We start from the raw sequence: 18,627 nt of genomic DNA, 5'->3' as shown, positions 1-18,627 counted from the left end.
TCACCCCTGCTACGAACCCGGCTTCCCCGATCCGACACCGCCCGCGGATTTTTTCCCCCCGGACTTTCCGGCGCGGCCGGATTCCCGAGTGGACGGTCCGGTCAGCGGGGCCGGCCGGGGCGCTTGGGCATCAGGTCGTAGAGCTTCTTGCGCGCGCCGTTGTCGTTGGCGTTGCGGGCCACCGCGACCTCGGAGATGAAGTCCTCGAAGACGAACTCGTCGTCGGCCGGGACCTCGGTGGGGCCGGGGTTCTGCGCGAGGTAGCCGTCGAGCGTGTCGGCGATCTCGCGGAACGACAGGGCTTGCAGCGTTTCCGGCGCGTACGTGGTGACCGGGACGCCGTGGGCCGCCGCCTCGTTCATCACCACGCCGAGCGGGACGTGCGAGAGCATCGGCACGCCGAAGCTGTACATCTCCTGCAGCGCCGCGGCCGCGTAGTGCGAGATGGGCCGGCGGTAGAGGCCGGGCACGATGCCGTACCACGCGATCGGCGAGCGGCCGGTGGTCTGCTCCACGTAGCGCACCTGGTCGGCCAGCAGCCGCATCGCGCGGATACTGGTCTTGTCCGGCTGCACCGGCACCAGGATCCCGTGCGACGCCGCGAGCGCGTTGTTGGTCAGCACGTCGAGCGCCGGCGGGCAGTCGATCACCACGTGGTCGTAGTTGGCGAACTGGACCACCCGGGCGAGTTGCCAGCCGGGCACGCGGAACTGGTCCAGCCGCCGGATCAGGTCGAACATCCCCGGCGAGGTCGGGATGACGTCGAACGCGCCGCCGCGGCCGATGTTGCTGCGCGGATGCGGGACGGCCAGATCCTCGATCGAGCCCTTCCACAGCTTGGTCAGCGCCTTCGCGAGGCTGGGCCGGTCCGAGGGGACCTCGTCCAGGCCGAGCATCTCCGTGGTGGCGTGCCCCTGCGGGTCGAGGTCGATCAGCAGCACCCGCCGGCCGCGCTCGGCCAGAGCCGCGGCGGTGCCGACGCTCAGCGAGGTCTTGCCGACCCCACCCTTCTGGTTGACCACCGAGGTGATCTGCATGCCGGAGCGCTCCCTTGTCGGTCGTTCCGCGAAGGCTATTGGATCCAGGGCGGGTCCGCGCGGTTATTCGCCTTCGGCCTGTCGCGGACGGACGAGCAGGGCCTGCGCCCCCGTGCCGACCGGACCGGAACCGTCGTGCAGGGTACTCGTGGCGGTGCCGATCCCGTATGGGCCGACCAGCGTAACCGCGTCGAGTCCCACCCATTCGCCCTCGGGCTCGCGCCGCAGGTGGACGGTCAGCTCGGAGTTGATGAACCACCAATCATGGGCCGACAGGAAGTGCGAAACGCCGCTGGCGGAGTCGGCGATCGCGAACAGCCGCTGCAGCCCGGTCGGCTCCTCGCCGTCGACGAGCGGGATCCGCTGCCGGCCCCAGACGGCGGCGGGCCCGGGCGCGGAGATCCCGCCGCGCACCGCGCGCCACTCGATGGCCTGCAGGTATCCGCCGCGCCAGTCGTCCGGGAACGCCGTCGCGGTGCCCGCCTCGGCTGAGGGCAGCAGCGGACCGGCGTCGGTGGCCACGGCCTCGGTGTCGGTGGTCGCGATCCGCCACGCGGACGCCCTGGCGACGACCCGGCCCGCAGCGGACAGCTCCGACTGCAGCAGCTCGACCGAACGGCCCGGCCGCTCGACCCAGGACCGCTGGTCCAGCTCCGCGATTGGCGCCGGGCCGAGGATCTCGACGGTCACCCGCGCGAGCAGCGACGGGTGCGGCGCCTCGATCCGCTCCAGCCCGCGCACGAGCAGCGCCGACGGCGGGCCGAAGTGCTGCGCGCCGGGGGCCCACGGGCCGCTGGTGTGCTCGGTGGCGGCGTACCGCTCTTCGCCGAGCGGGGCGTAGAAGGCGTCGGCCATCAGTCGGCCCGGTCCAATGCCGTCTCCTCGCCCGCGTCCGGCTCGGGCCAGCCCGGGTACTCCGGGGGTGTGCCGCCGAACTCCGGGCAGTGCGCCTGGTGGTCGCACCACGAGCACAGCTTGCCCGGGTTGGGCCGGAAGTCGCCGGTCTTGCCCGCCTTGAGGATGGCCTGCCAGATCGCCTCCAGCGTCCGCTCGAAGCGGACCAGCTCCGCCTCGTCCGGTGTGTACGCGAGGGATTGGCCGTCGGTCAGGTACATCAGCTTCAGCTGCCGCGGCACCACGCCGCGCAGCCGCCAGAGCACCACGGCGTAGAACTTCATCTGGAACATCGCCTTGGCCTCGCCGATTTCGCGCGGCGCGGCCCCGGTCTTGTAGTCCACCACCCGGATCTCGCCGGTGGGCGCGACGTCGACCCGGTCGATGTAGCCGCGCAGCAGCACCCCGGAGCCCAGCTCGATCTCCACGTGCAGCTCACAGGCCTCCGGTTCCAGCCGGCGCGGGTCCTCCAGCCCGAAGTACGAATCGAGCAGCTTTTCCGCGGACTGCAACCACTTGCCGGTCTCGTCCTGGTCTTCGCCCGCGAACAGGTCCGTCCACTCCGGACTGCCCGCGGACAGCTCCGTCCAGGTGGGCTCGATCAGCTCCTTGGCGCGCGGCGCGACGCGTTCGGCCGCGGGCAGCGCGAAGAGCCGCTCCAGCACGGCATGGACGAGCGTGCCGCGCAGCTGTGCCCGCGTGGGCACCTCCGGCAGCCGGTCGACGGCCCGGAAGCGGTACAGCAGCGGGCACTGCTTGAAGTCGCTCGCACGAGACGGCGACAGCGCGGGCCGCCTGCGGACGGGCGCGCCACCGGCCTCGGGAGGAGTGGTGACCGTAGCGGTGTCGGGCATGGCCAGAGCGTAACGCCGGGCACCGACAGTTCTGCTCACGCGACTCGCGGAGCGCGGCATGAGCACCGCCACCCCCGCACCTGGCGGCCTGGCGGGACCGCTCGCGCGGCGGCGGGAATCGGGCACGGCGACCGGCGTGGCGGGCAGCGGCGGACCGAGGCGGACCAGCCGGGACCGGTGGCCGGTGGGTGCGGCAGGCAGCGAGAACGAGCCGGAAACCCGTGGCAGGAGATCCGTGCAGCGAGCCGGAAACCCGAGCCAGAAGATCCGGGCCGCGAGCCGGAAACCGAGGCGGCAGACCCGTGCCGCAGGCCGGAAAGCCGAGGCAGTGGACTCGTGCAGCGGGCAGAAAACCCGAGCCAGCAGACCCGTGCAGCGAGCGGAAAACCCGAGCCAGCAGATCCGTGCAGCGAGCGGAAAACCGCTGCCCCGGCGGGCCGTGGACGGGCGACACCACTCGTCCGGGCAGGGCGGATCACCCCCTCCCCACACCTTGCCCTTTACTCTTGCCCGCATGGCCGCGACCAGTCAGCACGGTGCCGGGCCGTCCCGGCGGGCCGCCACCGGTGACGGCGGGCTGCTGCTGTTCCGTGTGGGCGGGGTGCCGGTGCTGCTCGCGCCGTCCTGGTGGATCGGCTCGGCGATCATCGTCGTGCTCTACGCGCCGCTGGTCGGCCGGTTGCTGCCGGATGCTTCGACGCCGACCTCGTGGCTGCTGGCGGCCGCGTTCGCGGTGCTGCTCGGGCTCTCGGTGCTTGCCCACGAGCTGGGGCACTGCCTGGTCGCGTTGCGGCTGGGGATCCCGGTGCGGCGGCTGCGGCTGTTCCTGCTCGGCGGACTGTCCGAAGTGGCGCGAACCCCGCGCAAGCCGGGGCAGGAGGGGCTGGTCGCCGCGGCCGGCCCGGCGGTGTCGCTGCTGCTCGGCGGGTTCTGCGCGCTGCTGCTGCTCGCGGTGCCGCCCGACGGCGCGGTGTGGCTGCTGGTCGCCGAGTGCGCCGTGGCGAACTTCGCGGTCGGCCTGTTCAACCTGCTCCCGGGACTGCCGCTGGACGGCGGCCGCCTGGTGCGCGCCGGGGTGTGGGCGGCGACCGGGACGCGCGCCAAGGGCACCCGCGCCGCGGTGGCCGGCGGCGCGCTGGTCGCCACCGCGCTGATCGTGTGGGCGCTGTGGGGCCTGGCGACCGCGAGCGAGGACCGCTGGCTCCGCCTCGGCGTCTGCGTCGTCACGGCGTGGTTCGTGATCCTGGGCGCCCGCGCCGAACTCGTCGCGGAAGCCCGGCGGAGCTGGCCCGTCGGGCTGGAGATCACCGAGCTGGTGCGGCCCGTGCTGCAGCTGCCCGCGGAGAGCCCGGTGTCCGACGCGCTCGCCGCGTCCGCCGGCCGCGGCGTCGTGCTCGTGCGGGCCGACGGCGTCGCCGCGGGGCTGCTCGACGAGCAGGCCGCCGAACAGCTCGCCGCGACCCATCCGCACGCGCCCGCGGAACTGGCGGCCGAGCCGATCCGTGCCGAGACCGTGCTCCTGGCCTCCGAACCGGGGGAGGAGATCGCCGAGCGCGTCCGCGAGACCCCGGCGTGGCAGTTCCTCGTGGTCGACGACGAAGGCCGCCCGGCCGGGGTGCTGCGCCGGGACGATCTCCGGGCCGCGCTCGTCCGCGACCGCCGCGGGTACTGACCCCAGCCGCGGCCCGCGCGGGCGACCTGGGAAGATCTGACGCCAGCGTTTCGCGTGAGGGTGGAGGACGAAGTTGTCGGTCAGCGGACCGTTCAGTGTGGGTGACCGGGTTCAGTTGACGGACTCGAAGGGCCGCCACTACACCCTGACTCTCGCCGACGGCGGGGAGTACCACACGCATCGCGGCGCCCTCGCCCACGACGACCTGATCGGGCTGCCCGAGGGCTCGGTGGTGACGTCCGCGGGCGGCAGCACCTACCTCGCGCTTCGCCCGCTGCTGCCGGACTACGTGCTGTCGATGCCGCGCGGCGCCCAGGTGATCTACCCGAAGGACGCCGCGCAGATCGTCATGTTCGGCGACATCTTCCCCGGCGCGCGCGTGCTGGAGGCCGGTGCCGGGTCCGGCGCGCTGACCTGCTCGCTGCTGCGCGCGGTCGGCCCGGCCGGGCGGCTGTCGTCGTACGAGATCCGCGACGACCACGCCGAGCACGCCGAGCGCAACGTGGTGAAGTTCTTCGGCGAGAAGCCGGACAACTGGACGCTCACCGTCGCCGACCTCGCCACGCACACGGGCGAGGTGGACCGCGTCGTGCTGGACATGCTGGCGCCGTGGGACCAGCTGCCGAACGTCGCCGCGCACCTGGTGCCGGGCGGCGTGCTGACCGTGTACGTGGCGACGGTCACCCAGCTGTCCCGGGTGACGGAGTCGTTGCGGGAGCAGCAGTGCTGGACCGAGCCGGAGTCGTGGGAGTCGCTGGTGCGCCCGTGGCACGTGGTCGGCCTCGCGGTGCGGCCGGACCACCGGATGGTCGCGCACACCGCGTTCCTGCTCACCGCGCGGCGGCTGGCGGACGGCACGGTGTCCCCGCGGGTCTCGCGGCGGCCCAGCAAGGGCAAGGGCTGAGACTCAGCCCGGCACGCACCAGCGGCCGTTCTCCCGGCGCATCGGGAACGGGGTCTGCTTGCGGCCGCCGGTGCCCTCGACGTGGATGTTCACACTGGCCGAATCGCCGTCGACGATCGGCGCCTCGGGCAGCGTGACGGCCATCGGCCCGGCCGCGTCCCAGCGCTTCTGCAGCGCCGACAGCGCGTCCGCGGTCTGCGGACTGCAGGTCAGGGTGCCGAACTCCCGGGCGTCCCGCCGTTCGATCGCGTCGGCGATGGCGTGCGAGAGGACGGTGACCGCGGCGATGTCGGCGTCCGGCGCGGGGGTCGCCGAGGACGGGCGCGCGGTGGTCGACGGCGGCGGGGCCGGGGGCACGGCAGCCTCGTCCGGGCCGGCGGGGGCGACCAGGAGCAGCCCGATCACCACGCCGGCCACCAGGGCGCCGAGCAGGGCGAGCCCGGCGGTGAGCCGTCCGCTCACCGCCGGGGTTTCACTTCTTGTCCGCTTGGGCGTCCACGAGGCACCAGACGCCGGACTCGCGCTTGGACGTCATGGTCCCGTTCGCGGTCTTCGTCCCCTGCGTGGCCTTGTACCGCACGGTGGAGTTGTCGCCGTTCTCCTGCGGGCTGCCCGTGAGCTCGACCTGGATGGTCTGGATGTCCACGGAGCCGCCGGAGTACAGGCTGCGGCAGGCGAGCGTCGAGAGGGCCTTGCCGTCACCGGCGCTGAAGTCCGCCGCGGCCGCCTGGAACAGCTCCTGCGAGGACGCCTTGCCGCCGGGGGCGGGACCGGATCCGGTGCCGCCGGTCGTCGGAGCGGACCCCGAAGTGGACGGCGCGCTCGGCGAGCTGCTCTTCGAGTGGCTCGGCGCGGGGGTGTTCGGCGCGCTGGAGGCCGGCGGAGCGGCGGTGTTGTTCTTGTCGTCGTTGCCGGACAGGCCGATGACGAGCGCCGTCGCCCCGCCGATGACGACCACGGCGCCGATCGCGATGCCGATGATCAGGCCGGTTTTCTCTTTTTTCGGCGGGGGCTGCTCACCGTAGCCGCCCTGCGGATAACCACCCGGTTGGCCGTACTGGTCGCCGAATCCGCCCTGCTGGTAGCCGTCCGGCTGCGGGAACTGCTGTGTCCCGCCCGGGTAGCCCGGCTGCTGCTGCGCCCCGGACTGGGGGTAGCCCGGCTGCTGCTGCCCGTAACCGCCGCCCTGCTGGGGATAACCGCCCTGGTACCCGCCGGGCTGCTGGCCGTACTGCGGGCCGGCCCCGGGGTAGCCGGGCTGCTGCTGCGGGCCCGACTGGGGGAAGCCGGGCTGCTGCGGCTGGCCGTAAGGCTCCGGCTGCTGCCCGTAACCGCCGCCCTGCTGGCCGTAGCCGCCGGGCTGCTGCGGCGGGTAGGTCATGTCTGTGCCCCCTAGCTCCTGCGCGTAAAGACCCCGCCACCAGGTGTGGTGAGGGTCGCGGCCGATGCTAGCCATCACCGGCCGGATCCGTGCGCCGAGGCCGGATCTGGGGCGAAAACAGGGTTCGACGGGCAGCGCGGGGGGTATCTCCGTGCTGCCTGCTTTCGCCTGGTGGAACACGGCGTGTCGCGGTTCGGTGCCCGGGCACCGAAATGGCCGCTTGCGCTGCGGTGGCCACCGTGCTGGGCAGGCGAAGAAGATGCGACGCGCCGATCTTGTAATGCGGAAAGGCCTTTTCTTGTCGGTGATCGCCGGTACCGTGGAATGAAAAGCACTCCGAGGAGGTGCCCGATGCATCATGACCTTCCCGGAGGTCGGCGCGAGGAGGCCGACCCTTCAGCAACGAGCGGAGCGGGGCAGCCATCGAACGAGGAAGCCCGGCAGATTCGTTTTCTCGAGGAGGAAGTGGCGCTGTTGCGCCGCAAACTGACCGATTCGCCGCGACAGAACCGGGTTCTCGAACAGCGCCTCGCCGAGGCGTCGGAACGGGTGAGCCAGCTCACTGAACGCAACACCAAGCTGGTCGAGACCCTGCGTGAAGCACGGGGACAGCTGCTCGCCCTCCGTGAGGAGGTCGACCGCCTGGCCCAGCCGCCCAGTGGCTACGGGGTGTTCGTGGCGGCGTACGAGGACAACACGGTGGACGTCTTCACCTCGGGCCGCAAGATGCGGGTCTCGGTGTCGCCGGCCGTGGAGGTCTCGTCGCTGCAACGTGGCCAGGCACTGCGCCTCAACGAGGCGCTCACCGTCGTCGAAGGCGGCGGCTTCGAGCGCACCGGTGAGGTGTGTTCCCTGCGTGAGGTGCTCGCGGCGGACGTGGAGGGCGAAAGCCTTCGCGCGCTCGTCGTCGGGCACGCGGACGAGGAGCGGGTCGTCCTGCTCTCCGATCTGCTGGCCGAGCAGCCCCTGAAGCCGGGGGACTCACTGCTCGTCGACTCCAAGGCCGGGTACGCGTACGAGCGCGTGCCGAAGGCGGAGGTGGAGGACCTCGTGCTGGAGGAGGTGCCGGACGTCCGCTACGAGGACATCGGCGGCCTCGGCAGGCAGATCGAGCAGATCCGCGACGCGGTGGAGCTGCCGTTCCTGCACGCCGACCTCTACCAGGAGTACCAGCTGCGGCCGCCGAAGGGCGTGCTGCTGTACGGCCCTCCGGGCTGCGGGAAGACGCTCATCGCCAAGGCGGTGGCGAACTCCCTGGCCAAGAAGGTGGCGCTGGCCCGGGGCGACAACGAGGACGGGAAGTCCTACTTCCTGAACATCAAGGGTCCCGAGCTGCTCAACAAGTTCGTCGGCGAGACCGAGCGGTCCATCCGCTTGATCTTCCAGCGGGCTCGCGAGAAGGCGTCCGAGGGCACCCCGGTCATCGTGTTCTTCGACGAGATGGATTCGATCTTCCGCACCCGTGGCTCGGGCGTGTCCTCCGATGTGGAGACCACGATCGTGCCGCAGCTGCTCTCGGAGATCGACGGTGTCGAAGGACTGGAGAACGTCATCGTCATCGGCGCCTCCAACCGCGAGGACATGATCGACCCGGCGATCCTGCGGCCGGGCCGGCTCGACGTCAAGATCAAGATCGAGCGTCCGGACGCCGAAGGCGCGAAGGACATCTTCTCCAAGTACCTGGCCGAGGGCCTGCCGATCCACGCCGATGACCTGGCGGAGTTCGGCGGTGACCACAAGGCGACGTTCGACGCGATGATCCAGCACACGGTCGAGCGGATGTACGAGGAGAGCGACGAGAACCGGTTCCTCGAGGTGACCTACGCCAACGGGGACAAGGAGGTCCTGTTCTTCCGTGACTTCAACTCGGGCGCGATGATCCAGAACATCGTGGACCGGGCGAAGAAGTCGGCGATCAAGTCCGTGCTGGAGACCAACCAGCCCGGCCTGCGCGTGCAGCACCTGCTGGACGCGATCGTCGACGAGTTCGCGGAGAACGAAGACCTGCCGAACACCACGAACCCGGATGACTGGGCCCGGATCTCCGGCAAGAAGGGGGAGCGGATCGTCTACATCCGCACCCTCGTCACCGGTAAGAACCAGGACTCGGGGCGGGCGATCGACACCGCCACCAACACGGGTCAGTACCTGTAGGACGCACGGAGCAGGTGGGGCCGCCGGTTCGCCGGCGGCCCCACCTGTCGTTACGCCCAGGTTGTGCCGTCAGGCCGGTTCGGCGGCGAGCGCGGCTTTCCGGCGCGGCCGGAGCCGGCCGTGCGAGGCCAGGATCCCGAGCACCACCAAGACCGCGCCGACGGGTTCGTTCCAGTGCACCGGCTCGTGCAGCACGACCACGCCGAGCACCACACCGACCACCGGTGTGAGGTAAGTCACGGCAGACGCGTTGGCGGCGCCCCAGGCGGCGACGATGGCGGTGTTCCACGCGTACGCGACCCCCGTTCCGAACACGCCGAGCGCGAGCATGCTGAAGACCACTGCGGGGCTGAGATGGACGGGCGCGGTGGCCGCCGCGGGCGCCAGCAGGCCCAGGATCACCGTGGCGAAGCCGACCTGTCCGAACGCGACGGTGACGGGGTCGGCGCCGCGCGGTGACACGAAACGGCGCAGGTAGACGAACGCCGCGCCGTAACACGTCGTGGCGCCCAGGCAGGCCAACTGTGCGGTCAGCTCGTGGGTGAGGTCGATGCCCTGCCACACCCCGACGAGGGTCAGCACACCCGCGAAACCGAGCAGCAGGCCCACTGACCGGGGCCGGGTGAGGCGCTCCGCGGGGAGGGTGGCGGCGGTGAAGAGCATCGTCAGCAGGGGCGTGGTCGCGTTGAAGATGCTGGCCAGCCCGGAGGAGATGTACTGCTCGGCCCACGAGAACAACAGGAACGGCCCCACGCACAGCAGCACCGAGACGACCGCGAGATGGCCCCACAGCGCCGGATCGCGGGGGAGCGGCCGCCGTCGCACCACCAGGATCACGGCCAGCCCGAGTGCGCCGAAGCCGGCTCGGGCCAGCGCGACCTGCGCGGGGGAGAGGCCTTCGAGCCCCACCTTGATGAACAGGAAACTGGCACCCCACACCGTCGCCAGCGCGACGAACCGCGCCGTGACCCCGAACTGCCCGAACAATGATCCTCCTGGTCGTCGTGAACTCCCGCCCAGTCAACGGGTTCGCCGCGCCGAGGGGCCAGCGGTTTTCGGACGTCGTGCCCGAGCTAGCTGTATAACGCCCTATACTTCCGGCCGTGAGCACAGACGACACGGGTCGGCCGCGCGCGCCGATCACCGAGGCCGACGTCATGGCCTGGCTGGAGACGACGGCGGCCGCCGTCCAGGCGGGGGAGGTGGGCGCCCCGGAGCTGATCGAGCTGCTGGGGGAGCTGCGCCGCGCGTCGGCGGCGTGCGCCGACGCGTCCGACTGGGCGCTGCTGGCCGCTCGTGAGGAGGGGGCGAGCCTCCGCCAGATCGCGCCGGTCTTCGGAAAGGGCTACGTCCGGGCGCCGGCGGCACGGCTCGAGAAGCTCCACCGCCAGGCCCAGAACTCCGGCCAATGGCTGGCCATCCTTCGACACAAACAAGATGTATAACGCCCTATACGGCCTGGCTTCGTAGAAAAACCAGCTCGGGTCAACCACCCGTAAAACCCAGCAACGACAAGGAAATCCATGGAGCGCATCGCGGTGGGTCTCGCCGCATTGGGCCGGCCCGCGTACATCAACCTGGGCCGGGACCTGCCGGCGTCGCGGGATGTCGCGGCGATGCGGGCCGCCACCCACGCCGTGCTGGACGACGCGTACCGCGCGGGCGTCCGGTGGGTCGACGTCGCGCGCTCGTACGGGCTGTCGGAGGAGTTCCTGGCCGGCTGGCTCGACGAACGCGGCCACACGGACGTGACGGTGTCGAGCAAGTGGGGCTATCGCTACGTCGGCGAGTGGCGGCTGGACGCCGAGGTCCACGAGGTCAAGGAGCACACGGCGGCGCGGTTCCACGAGCAGTGGGCGCGGACGCGGGCGCTGCTGGGCGACCGGGTGAATCTCTACCAGGTGCATTCGCTCACTGTGGACAGTCCACTGTTCTCGGACGAGCCGCTGATCGACGCGCTGGCGGGGCTTTCCGCGTCCGGGGTCGAGGTGGGGTTCTCGACGTCCGGGCCGGCGCAGGCGGACGCGGTGCGGCGCGCGTTCGGGCTGGAAGTGGCGGGGCGGCCGGTGTTCACGGCGGTGCAGTCCACTTGGAACGTGCTGGAGACCTCGGCCGGCGCCGCGCTCGAGGAGGCGCGGGCGGCGGGGAAACGCGTGCTGGTCAAGGAGACGCTGGCGAACGGGCGGCTGGCGGTCGAGGCCCCGCCGGTGGTGGCGCGGATCGCCGCGGCGCACGGAGTGGGGCCGGACGCGGTGGCGGTCGCGGCGGTGCTGGCGCAGGAGTGGGTGTCGGCGGCGGTGATCGGGCCGTCGAGCCCGGCTCAGCTGGCGGCGAACCTGGCCGCCGCGGAGGTCTCGCTGGGCGCGGACGATCTGGCCGGGCTGGCCGCGGTCGCGGAGGAGCCGGAGGCGTATTGGCGGCACCGGTCCCGGCTCGGGTGGGACTGAGGGGCTGCACTACCCTCGCTGCATCGCGTCCCGGCTGGGCGGGGCGCGGATCTTCCGGGGGGGCAGCAAGTGCGTCATCGGCAGGTGCTCGCCGTGGCCGCGGTCGCGTTCGTCGGGCTGGCCGGGTGCGGCAATCGGCCCAACAACCTCGAGACGTACTACGACGATCCGGCGCCGGTGAGCGATACGCCGTCGGCTGCCGCGGCGCCGGTGCCGCGTCCGCAGACCGCGCCGAGCGCGCCGGTGAAGCCGAGGCCGGATCCGCGGGCGGTGGCGGTGGCGGTCGCGGCGGTGGCGGGAGCGCTGCTGTCCGATGAGGACGTTGCCGAAGAGGGTGTGCACCCGGGTGCGGGCAAGGTCTTGGGCTGTCTGACGGGCCTGGCGGCGGGGGAGCGGCGGTCGGCGAGCTGGATGTATCCGAGTGGTTCGGTGCTGGACCATCAGGTGACGGCTTATCCGGACCGGTCCGGTGCGGACGTGGTGTCCGGGGCGGAGTGTGCGGGGACGGCGCTTTCGCTGCCGGCACAGGAGGGTGTGACCGGGCTGCGGGCGTGGTGCGAGGGCTCGACGTGCACGGTGCTGGTGGCGAAGGGGAACTTGGTGTCGGCGCTGAGTGTCGCGGCGAGTACGCCGACGCGGGCGGCGGACGCGGCGAAGCGGTTGTTGCCGAAGCTCGTGGCGAAGCTGGTCACTCAGCCGTAGCGGCGGAACCATTCGAGGACGCCGGCGCGGCCGTCGGGGATGAACGGCCGGGCGGGGTCTTCGACCCAGGCGCGCAGTTGCTCGATCGGTAGCCAGCGGCCTTCGGCGATCTCCTCGGGCTGGTGGCGGATGGGGCCGTCCCAGCGGACTTCGAAGGCGAAGTTGTGGCAGTGGAGGGTGCCCTGGTCGTAGACGATGGTGAACAGCGGTTCCGGTTCCACTCCGTGGACGCCGAGTTCTTCGGCGAGTTCACGGCGGGCGCATTCGGCGGGGGTCTCGCCCGCGGCGACGACGCCGCCGGCCCAGCAGTCCCAGGTGGACGGGAAGATGTCCTTGCCGGGGGTGCGGAGGTGGACGTAGACCATGCTTCCGTCGCCCGAACGGACCAGTACGACGCCCGCCGCGTGCCAGAGCCCTTCCGCGCGGACGCGGGAGCGGAGTCCTTCCCCGGTGACCCGGCCGGTCCGGTCATAGAGCGCAACGAGTTCGTCACTGCCTGGCATGGGGGCATCGTCGCACGGGTGTACCCCGTAGGGTGTGTGGCATGCGTCGGATCATGGGAACCGAAGTCGAGTACGGCATCGCCGTGCCCGGGGACGCCACGGCGAACCCGGTGCTCACCTCGACTCAGGTCGTGCTCGCTTACGCGGCGGCGGCGGACATTCCGCGGGCCCGGCGGGCTCGCTGGGACTACGAGGTGGAGTCCCCGCTGCGGGACGCGCGCGGGTTCGACCTGACAGGTCCGGGGGGTCCGGGGCACGATCCGGACGTGGAGGACCTGGGGGCGGCGAACGTCATCCTGACCAACGGGGCGCGGTTGTACGTGGACCACGCGCACCCGGAGTACTCGGCGCCCGAGGTCACGAACGCGCGGGACGCGGTGATCTGGGACAAGGCGGGCGAACGGGTGATGGAGGAGGCCGCGCTGAAGGCGGCGTCCGTGCCCGGGCAGCCGCCGTTGCAGCTGTACAAGAACAACGTGGACGGCAAGGGCGCGAGCTACGGCACGCACGAGAACTACCTGATGGCGCGGTCGACGCCGTTCACCGCGGTGATCGCGGGGCTGACGCCGTTCTTCGCGTCGCGGCAGGTGATCACGGGCTCGGGCCGGGTGGGGATCGGGCAGCAGAGCGAGGAGGCCGGGTTCCAGCTCTCGCAGCGCGCGGACTACATCGAGGTCGAGGTCGGCCTGGAGACGACGCTGAAGCGCGGGATCATCAACACCCGGGACGAGCCGCACGCGGACGCGGACAAGTACCGGCGGCTGCACGTGATCGTGGGTGACGCGAACCTGGCGGAGTACTCGACGTATCTGAAGGTCGGGACGACGGCGCTGGTGCTGGACCTGATCGAGTCGGGGATCCGGTTCGACGAGCTGAAGCTGGACGAGCCGGTGCGCGCGGTGCACCAGATCAGCCACGACCCGACGTTGAAGGTTCAGGTCGAGCTGGCGAACGGGAAGAAGTTCACCGGATTGGACCTGCAGTTCGCGTATCACGAGATCGCGGCGGCGAATCTGGAGCGGACGAGCGCGGACGAGGCCTCGAAGGAGGTGCTGCGGGTCTGGGGCGAGACGCTGGACGCGCTGGCGCGGGATCCGCAGGAGTGCGCGGACCGGCTGGACTGGCCGGCGAAGCTGCGGCTGCTGGAGGGGTACCGGGAGCGGGACCAGCTGGCGTGGGGCGCGCCGCGGCTGCGGCTGGTGGACCTGCAGTACTCGGACGTGCGGCTGGGCAAGGGCCTGTACAACCGGCTGGTCACGCGGGGTTCCATGAAGCGGCTGGTGACGGAGGAGGAGGTCCAGGCGGCGATCACGACGCCGCCTTCGGACACCCGGGCGTACTTCCGGGGCCGGGCGCTGGAGAAGTACGCGTCGTCGATCGCGGCGGCGTCGTGGGATTCGGTGATCTTCGACGTAGGCCGGGAATCGCTGGTGCGGATCCCGACGCTGGAGCCGTTGCGGGGGACGAAGGCGCACGTCGGGAAGCTGCTGGACGCTTCGGCGACGGCGGAGGAGCTGGTCGAGGCCATCACCGGTTCGGACTAGAACGACCGGGGGATCGCGATCGCGGCGTTGCCCCGAATGTCGGGGCCGCTGGGTAGGCTAGGAATCATCAGCCACACCGGGAGGCGAGATGGCGCAGGAGAAGGTCGAGAAGCACGGCGGCGGCGACTCCGACGAGGAGTTCGAGGCGGCCGGAGCGGCGGGCCAGGAACGGCGCGAGAAGCTCGGCGAGGACGTCGACACCATCCTCGACGAGATCGATGACGTGCTTGAGGAGAACGCCGAGGACTTCGTGCGCGCCTACGTGCAGAAGGGCGGCGAGTAGTCGTCTCCCGTGGTCGCCGTCCCCGGGATGTCACGGTGTCGCGGGGCGGTGGTCACGGGTGCGCGATGCGTTCGTCGGGACAACCACAGCACAGATGGGAACCAAGAGCACGTATGGACAACACCTCCCCTCGCGCGGGGCTTTCCGGTCCGGGTCTGCCCGCCGCGTACTTCTCGCCGGCGTCTTCCTCGTTCGCGGACTTCCTGCGGGACCAGGCGCCTGAGCTGTTGCCGGCGCGACGGGTGCCGTCCGGGTTGGGCGAGCTGGGTGTGCCGCACGGGACGACGATCGTGGCGCTGACCTTCGCCGGTGGCGTGCTGATCGCGGGTGACCGGCGGGCGACGTCGGGGAACCTGATCGCGAGCCGGGACATGGAGAAGGTGCACGTCACCGACGAGTACTCGGCGGTGGGCATCGCGGGCACGGCCGGGCTGGCCGTGGAGATGGTGCGGCTGTACGCGGTGGAGCTGGCGCACTACGAGAAGATCGAGGGCGTCACGCTGTCGCTGGACGGCAAGACGAACAAGCTGGCCGGGATGGTGAAGGCCAACCTGGACATGGCGATGGCGGGCCTGGCGGTGGTGCCGTTGTTCGTCGGGTACGACCTGGAGGCGGCGGACGCGAAGCACGCCGGCCGGATCGTGTCGTACGACGCCGCGGGCGGCCGGTATGAGGAGAACGCCGGGTACGCCGGGGTGGGTTCGGGTTCGCTGTTCGCGAAGTCGGCGCTGAAGAAGCTCTACGACCCTGATGCGGACGCCGAGGCGGCTGTGCGGTCGGCCGTGGAGGCGTTGTACGACGCGGCGGACGACGACACGGCGAGTGGTATGCCGGATATGGTGCGGCGGATCTTCCCGACCGTGGTGACGATCACCGCGGAGCACGGTGCGGTGCAGTTGCCGGCGGAGCAGACGGCTGCGGTGGCGGAGGCCGTGGTGGCCGGGCGCGCCGAGCGGACGCACCACCGGGCGAGCTGAGGCCTGTGATCGTGCTCAGCACTGGACCATCGAACGCCATTACAGCGAAGAACGTGGAGCCGACACCGTGACGATGCCGTTGTATGCCTCTCCCGAGCAGCTGATGCGGGAGCGTTCCGAGCTGGCGCGCAAGGGCATCGCGCGTGGCCGGAGCGTCGTGGTGATGAAGTACCGGGGCGGGATCCTGTTCGTGGCCGAGAACCCGTCGGCGACGTTGCACAAGGTCTCCGAGATCTACGACCGGATCGGGTTCGCCGCGGTCGGCCGGTACTCGGAGTTCGAGAACCTGCGGGTGGCCGGGATCCGGCACGCGGACCTGAAGGGCTACCAGTACGACCGGCGGGACGTGACCGCGCGGGCGTTGGCGAACGCGTACGCCGCGACGTTGGGCAGCATCTTCACCGAGCAGCTGAAGCCGTTCGAGGTGGAGGTCTGTGTGGCGGAGGTGGGGGCGAGCCAGGCCGACGACCAGCTGTTCCGGCTGACCTACGACGGTTCGATCTTCGACGAGTCGCCGTATGTGGTGATGGGCGGGCAGACCGAGCCGATCAGCACGAAGCTGAAGGACACGGTCGACCCGGACCACGACCTCGAGACCGCGCTGGGCACGGCGGTGGAGGCGTTGAAGGCGACGGTCGCGGCTTCGTCGAACGGCAACGGCGGGGTGCCGGACCAGATCAAGCTGGAGGTCGCGGTCCTGGACCGTGACCGTCCGCGGCGGGCTTTCCGCCGGCTGACCGGTGCGGCGCTGGACGCGTTGCTGCCGGCTCCGCCGGAGAAGAAGGACGACGCGAAGGAAGACGCGGACGAGAAGGACAAGGACGGCAAGGACAAGGGCTCTGACGCGAAGGGTGACTCCGCGAAGGAGTGACCTTGGGTTGTGCCCGGATGGGCCGCGCCGGGGGTTTCCCGGGCGCGGCCCATCTTGCGTTTCCGCGGGGTTCGCCGAAGGCGCGGAAAACCGCTTGCCCTCTCCCTAGCATTGAGTAGTACGAAATCCCGGGGGATCGAGGGGACCTCATGTCTGGACTGGAATTTGCGACGCTGCGTGAGCAGGTGGCCGCGTTGCAGGACAACAGCATCTCGGCCACCGAACTGCTCGAGCTGACCATCGCGCGGATCGAAGAGTTCGACGGCAAGGTCAACGCCGTGGTGGTGCGGGATTTCGACCGCGCCCGGGTCGCCGCGAAGCAGGCCGACGCGGCGCTGGCGCGTGGTGAGCGCGCGCCGCTGCTCGGCGTTCCGGTGGCGGTGAAGGAATCCTTCAACGTCGCCGGCCTGCCGACCACCTGGGGGATGCCCGAGGCCAAGGGCTGGGAGCCGGCCGAGGACGCGGCGCTGGTGACGCGGGTCAAGGACGCGGGCGGCGTCGTCATCGGCAAGACCAATGTGCCGCACTCCCTGCACGACTGGCAGTCCTACAACGACGTCTACGGCACCACCAGCAATCCGTGGGATCTGACGCGCTCGCCCGGTGGCTCCTCCGGTGGCTCGTCGGCCGCGCTCGCGGCGGGGTATGTCTCGCTCGCGCTCGGCTCCGACATCGCGGGGTCGCTGCGGGTGCCGGCGCATTTCTGCGGCGTCTTCGCGCACAAGCCGTCACTGCCGCTGTTGCCGGGTCGCGGAAACGTGCCGCCGCGGGTGCCCGCGCTGGCGGCTCCGCCGGACCTCGCCGTGGTCGGGCCGATGACCCGCAGTGCGGCCGACCTGACACTGGCGACCCTGCTGCTCGCCGGTCCCGACGAGGTGGACGCGGTCGCGTACAAGCTGGCGCTGCAACCGTCGCGCGGCGCCGGGCTCGGCGACTTCCGGGTGCTGGTCGTCGACAGCCATCCGCTGGTGCCGACGGCGGCGGTCATTCGCGAGGGGTTCGACCGGATTACGCGAGGGCTCGAAAAGGCCGGTGCCGCGGTCACCCGGCACAGCGAGCTGCTGCCCGACCTCGCGCTGACGGCGATGACCTACCTGACGCTGCTGGCGTCGCGCTTCGGCGCGGATATGCCGCCCGAGGCCTACCGGGCGCTCCAGTCCACTGTCGCCGAGATTCCGCCGGGCACCGACACGGCGGAGGCCATCATGCAACGGGGGTTCGTGGCCAGCCACGCCGACTGGGTCAAGGCGGACCGGGTCCGGATCGGCCTCGCCGACCAGTGGCGGCGCCTGTTCCGGGAATTCGACGTGGTGCTGTTCCCGGTCACGCCGACCCCGGCGTTCCCCCACGACCATGCGGAGCAGGGCGAGCGCAGACTCGAGATCGACGGCACGGCGTACCCCTACGGGAGCCACGTGCTCTGGCCGAGTGCCGCCACGTTGACCGGGCTGCCGGCGACCGCGGTGCCGATCGGGCGCACGCCGGAAGGGCTGCCGTACGGCATGCAGATCGTCGGCCCGTATCTCGAAGACCGCACCACGTTGCGGTTCGCGGAGCTGATCGAGCAGGAGTTCGGCGGGTTCACCCCGCCGCCCGGTTTCGCCTGAGCCCCCGGCCCGGCGGGATGTGGGCAGTATGGGCGGCATGCCTTCTGCTTCCGAGAGTCCCGCCGGGCCGGTCAACGATTACGACACCTTCGGCGAGGCGTACTCGAACGAAAACGAGACCAGCCTGATCAACGCCTACTACACGCGGCCGGCGATCCTGGACCTGGCCGGGGAGGTGACCGGCCGGCAGATCCTCGACGCCGGCTGCGGTTCCGGGCCGTTGTTCGCGCAGCTGCGCGACCGGGGCGCCACCGTGACCGGCTTCGACTTCAGCACCACGATGGTGAAGCTGGCCCGGCGGCGGCTCGGCGAGGACGCGGCCCTGCAGGTCGCCGACATCAGCCGCCCGCTGCCGTTTTCCGACGGCGCGTTCGACGACGTCGTCGCGGCCCTGGTCCTGCACTACCTGGAGGACTGGACCGCGCCGCTGGCCGAGCTGCGGCGTGTGCTGAAACCCGGCGGCCGGCTGATCATGGCCGTCAACCACCCCATCATCTACAAGATCCTCCATCCCGAAGGCCGCTATTTCGAGACCGTCCAGTGGTCCGACGAGTACACCTTCAGTGGTCAGAAAGCCGTGCTCACGTACTGGCACCGGCCGCTGCACGCGATGACCGACGCGTTCACCGCAGCCGGCTTCCGCACCGCCGTCATCAGTGAGCCGTATCCGGCACCGGGTGCCCGTGAGCGGTTCCCCGAGGAGTTCGGGGACAGGCACGCCTTCCTGTGCTTCCTGTTCTTCGTCCTGGAGGCCGTCTGACCTCGGTGCGGAAACGTTGGTGAAGACAAAGTTTTGT

The 18,627-nt window shown here is 71.0% G+C and carries 19 protein-coding genes; 12 read left to right on the top strand and 7 right to left on the bottom strand.

The window, feature by feature from the left end; genetic code table 11:
* Window positions 1-101: 101 nt before the first annotated feature.
* The 3 genes from OG943_RS13325 to OG943_RS13315 form a co-directional block, all read right to left on the bottom strand.
* Window positions 102-1,037, bottom strand: a complete 936-nt coding sequence (locus tag OG943_RS13325) for a ParA family protein (RefSeq protein WP_328610058.1) — start codon at window positions 1,035-1,037, stop codon at window positions 102-104.
* A gap of 63 nt (window positions 1,038-1,100) precedes the next feature.
* Window positions 1,101-1,892, bottom strand: a complete 792-nt coding sequence (locus OG943_RS13320) for a thioesterase family protein (RefSeq protein ID WP_328610057.1) — start codon at window positions 1,890-1,892, stop codon at window positions 1,101-1,103.
* The gene (locus tag OG943_RS13315; RefSeq protein ID WP_328610056.1) at window positions 1,892-2,785 is read right to left on the bottom strand and encodes a RecB family exonuclease; all 894 of its coding nucleotides are present in this window, start codon (window positions 2,783-2,785) and stop codon (window positions 1,892-1,894) included. The genes OG943_RS13320 and OG943_RS13315 overlap by 1 nt, the downstream gene beginning before the upstream one ends.
* Before the next feature lie 514 nt (window positions 2,786-3,299).
* Between OG943_RS13315 and OG943_RS13310 the strand changes: the two genes are divergently transcribed.
* Window positions 3,300-4,457, top strand: coding sequence for a M50 family metallopeptidase (locus OG943_RS13310; RefSeq protein WP_328610055.1), 1,158 nt, complete (start codon window positions 3,300-3,302; stop codon window positions 4,455-4,457).
* A gap of 73 nt (window positions 4,458-4,530) precedes the next feature.
* On the top strand, window positions 4,531-5,361 hold the full coding sequence (locus OG943_RS13305; RefSeq protein WP_328610054.1) for a tRNA (adenine-N1)-methyltransferase: 831 nt from the start codon (window positions 4,531-4,533) through the stop codon (window positions 5,359-5,361).
* A 3-nt stretch (window positions 5,362-5,364) separates the two neighbouring features.
* On the opposite strand, the gene OG943_RS13300 is transcribed toward OG943_RS13305, so the two are convergent.
* Both OG943_RS13300 and OG943_RS13295 read right to left on the bottom strand, forming a co-directional pair.
* Window positions 5,365-5,823, bottom strand: a complete 459-nt coding sequence (locus OG943_RS13300; RefSeq protein WP_328610053.1) for a hypothetical protein — start codon at window positions 5,821-5,823, stop codon at window positions 5,365-5,367.
* A 10-nt stretch (window positions 5,824-5,833) separates the two neighbouring features.
* The gene (locus OG943_RS13295) at window positions 5,834-6,742 is read right to left on the bottom strand and encodes a hypothetical protein (protein WP_328610052.1); all 909 of its coding nucleotides are present in this window, start codon (window positions 6,740-6,742) and stop codon (window positions 5,834-5,836) included.
* A 351-nt stretch (window positions 6,743-7,093) separates the two neighbouring features.
* On the opposite strand from OG943_RS13295, the gene arc reads away from it, so the two are divergent.
* Window positions 7,094-8,896: a proteasome ATPase gene (gene arc / locus OG943_RS13290; RefSeq protein ID WP_328610051.1), complete on the top strand. Its 1,803-nt coding sequence runs from the start codon at window positions 7,094-7,096 to the stop codon at window positions 8,894-8,896.
* A gap of 69 nt (window positions 8,897-8,965) precedes the next feature.
* Here the strand turns inward: arc and OG943_RS13285 are convergent, their stop codons facing one another.
* Complete coding sequence (locus tag OG943_RS13285; RefSeq protein WP_328610050.1) at window positions 8,966-9,883, bottom strand: DMT family transporter; 918 nt, start codon at window positions 9,881-9,883, stop codon at window positions 8,966-8,968.
* A gap of 170 nt (window positions 9,884-10,053) precedes the next feature.
* On the opposite strand from OG943_RS13285, the gene OG943_RS13280 reads away from it, so the two are divergent.
* The 3 genes from OG943_RS13280 (at window position 10,054) to OG943_RS13270 (ending at window position 12,045) form a co-directional block, all read left to right on the top strand.
* On the top strand, window positions 10,054-10,341 hold the full coding sequence (locus OG943_RS13280; RefSeq protein WP_328612062.1) for a hypothetical protein: 288 nt from the start codon (window positions 10,054-10,056) through the stop codon (window positions 10,339-10,341).
* A gap of 78 nt (window positions 10,342-10,419) precedes the next feature.
* Window positions 10,420-11,343 carry an aldo/keto reductase gene (locus OG943_RS13275; RefSeq protein WP_328610049.1) on the top strand — a complete coding sequence of 308 codons (924 nt, stop codon included), beginning with the start codon at window positions 10,420-10,422 and terminating at the stop codon, window positions 11,341-11,343.
* Window positions 11,344-11,412: 69 nt separating this feature from the next.
* Window positions 11,413-12,045: a hypothetical protein gene (locus OG943_RS13270; protein ID WP_328610048.1), complete on the top strand. Its 633-nt coding sequence runs from the start codon at window positions 11,413-11,415 to the stop codon at window positions 12,043-12,045.
* On the opposite strand, the gene OG943_RS13265 is transcribed toward OG943_RS13270, so the two are convergent.
* Window positions 12,036-12,548: an NUDIX hydrolase gene (locus tag OG943_RS13265; RefSeq protein ID WP_328610047.1), complete on the bottom strand. Its 513-nt coding sequence runs from the start codon at window positions 12,546-12,548 to the stop codon at window positions 12,036-12,038. The two genes, OG943_RS13270 and OG943_RS13265, sit on opposite strands and share 10 nt — an antisense overlap.
* Before the next feature lie 41 nt (window positions 12,549-12,589).
* Between OG943_RS13265 and dop the strand changes: the two genes are divergently transcribed.
* The 6 genes from dop (at window position 12,590) to OG943_RS13235 (ending at window position 18,590) form a co-directional block, all read left to right on the top strand.
* Window positions 12,590-14,092, top strand: coding sequence for a depupylase/deamidase Dop (dop, locus tag OG943_RS13260; RefSeq protein ID WP_328610046.1), 1,503 nt, complete (start codon window positions 12,590-12,592; stop codon window positions 14,090-14,092).
* 88 nt (window positions 14,093-14,180) lie between these two features.
* The gene (locus OG943_RS13255) at window positions 14,181-14,375 is read left to right on the top strand and encodes a ubiquitin-like protein Pup (protein ID WP_091613477.1); all 195 of its coding nucleotides are present in this window, start codon (window positions 14,181-14,183) and stop codon (window positions 14,373-14,375) included.
* 113 nt (window positions 14,376-14,488) lie between these two features.
* Window positions 14,489-15,352, top strand: a complete 864-nt coding sequence (prcB, locus tag OG943_RS13250) for a proteasome subunit beta (protein ID WP_328610045.1) — start codon at window positions 14,489-14,491, stop codon at window positions 15,350-15,352.
* Between the two features lie 67 nt (window positions 15,353-15,419).
* Entirely contained in the window at window positions 15,420-16,223 is an 804-nt protein-coding gene (gene prcA / locus OG943_RS13245; RefSeq protein ID WP_328610044.1) for a proteasome subunit alpha, read from the top strand.
* A gap of 149 nt (window positions 16,224-16,372) precedes the next feature.
* Window positions 16,373-17,830, top strand: a complete 1,458-nt coding sequence (locus tag OG943_RS13240) for an amidase (RefSeq protein ID WP_328610043.1) — start codon at window positions 16,373-16,375, stop codon at window positions 17,828-17,830.
* Window positions 17,831-17,867: 37 nt separating this feature from the next.
* Window positions 17,868-18,590, top strand: a complete 723-nt coding sequence (locus tag OG943_RS13235) for a class I SAM-dependent methyltransferase (RefSeq protein WP_328610042.1) — start codon at window positions 17,868-17,870, stop codon at window positions 18,588-18,590.
* The last annotated feature ends 37 nt before the right edge of the window (window positions 18,591-18,627 follow it).

This window comes from Amycolatopsis sp. NBC_00345 (assembly GCF_036116635.1).
Classification (GTDB): domain Bacteria; phylum Actinomycetota; class Actinomycetes; order Mycobacteriales; family Pseudonocardiaceae; genus Amycolatopsis.
The sequence above is the reverse complement of the archived record's forward strand: the minus strand, read 5'-3'. Positions and strand labels throughout refer to the sequence as shown.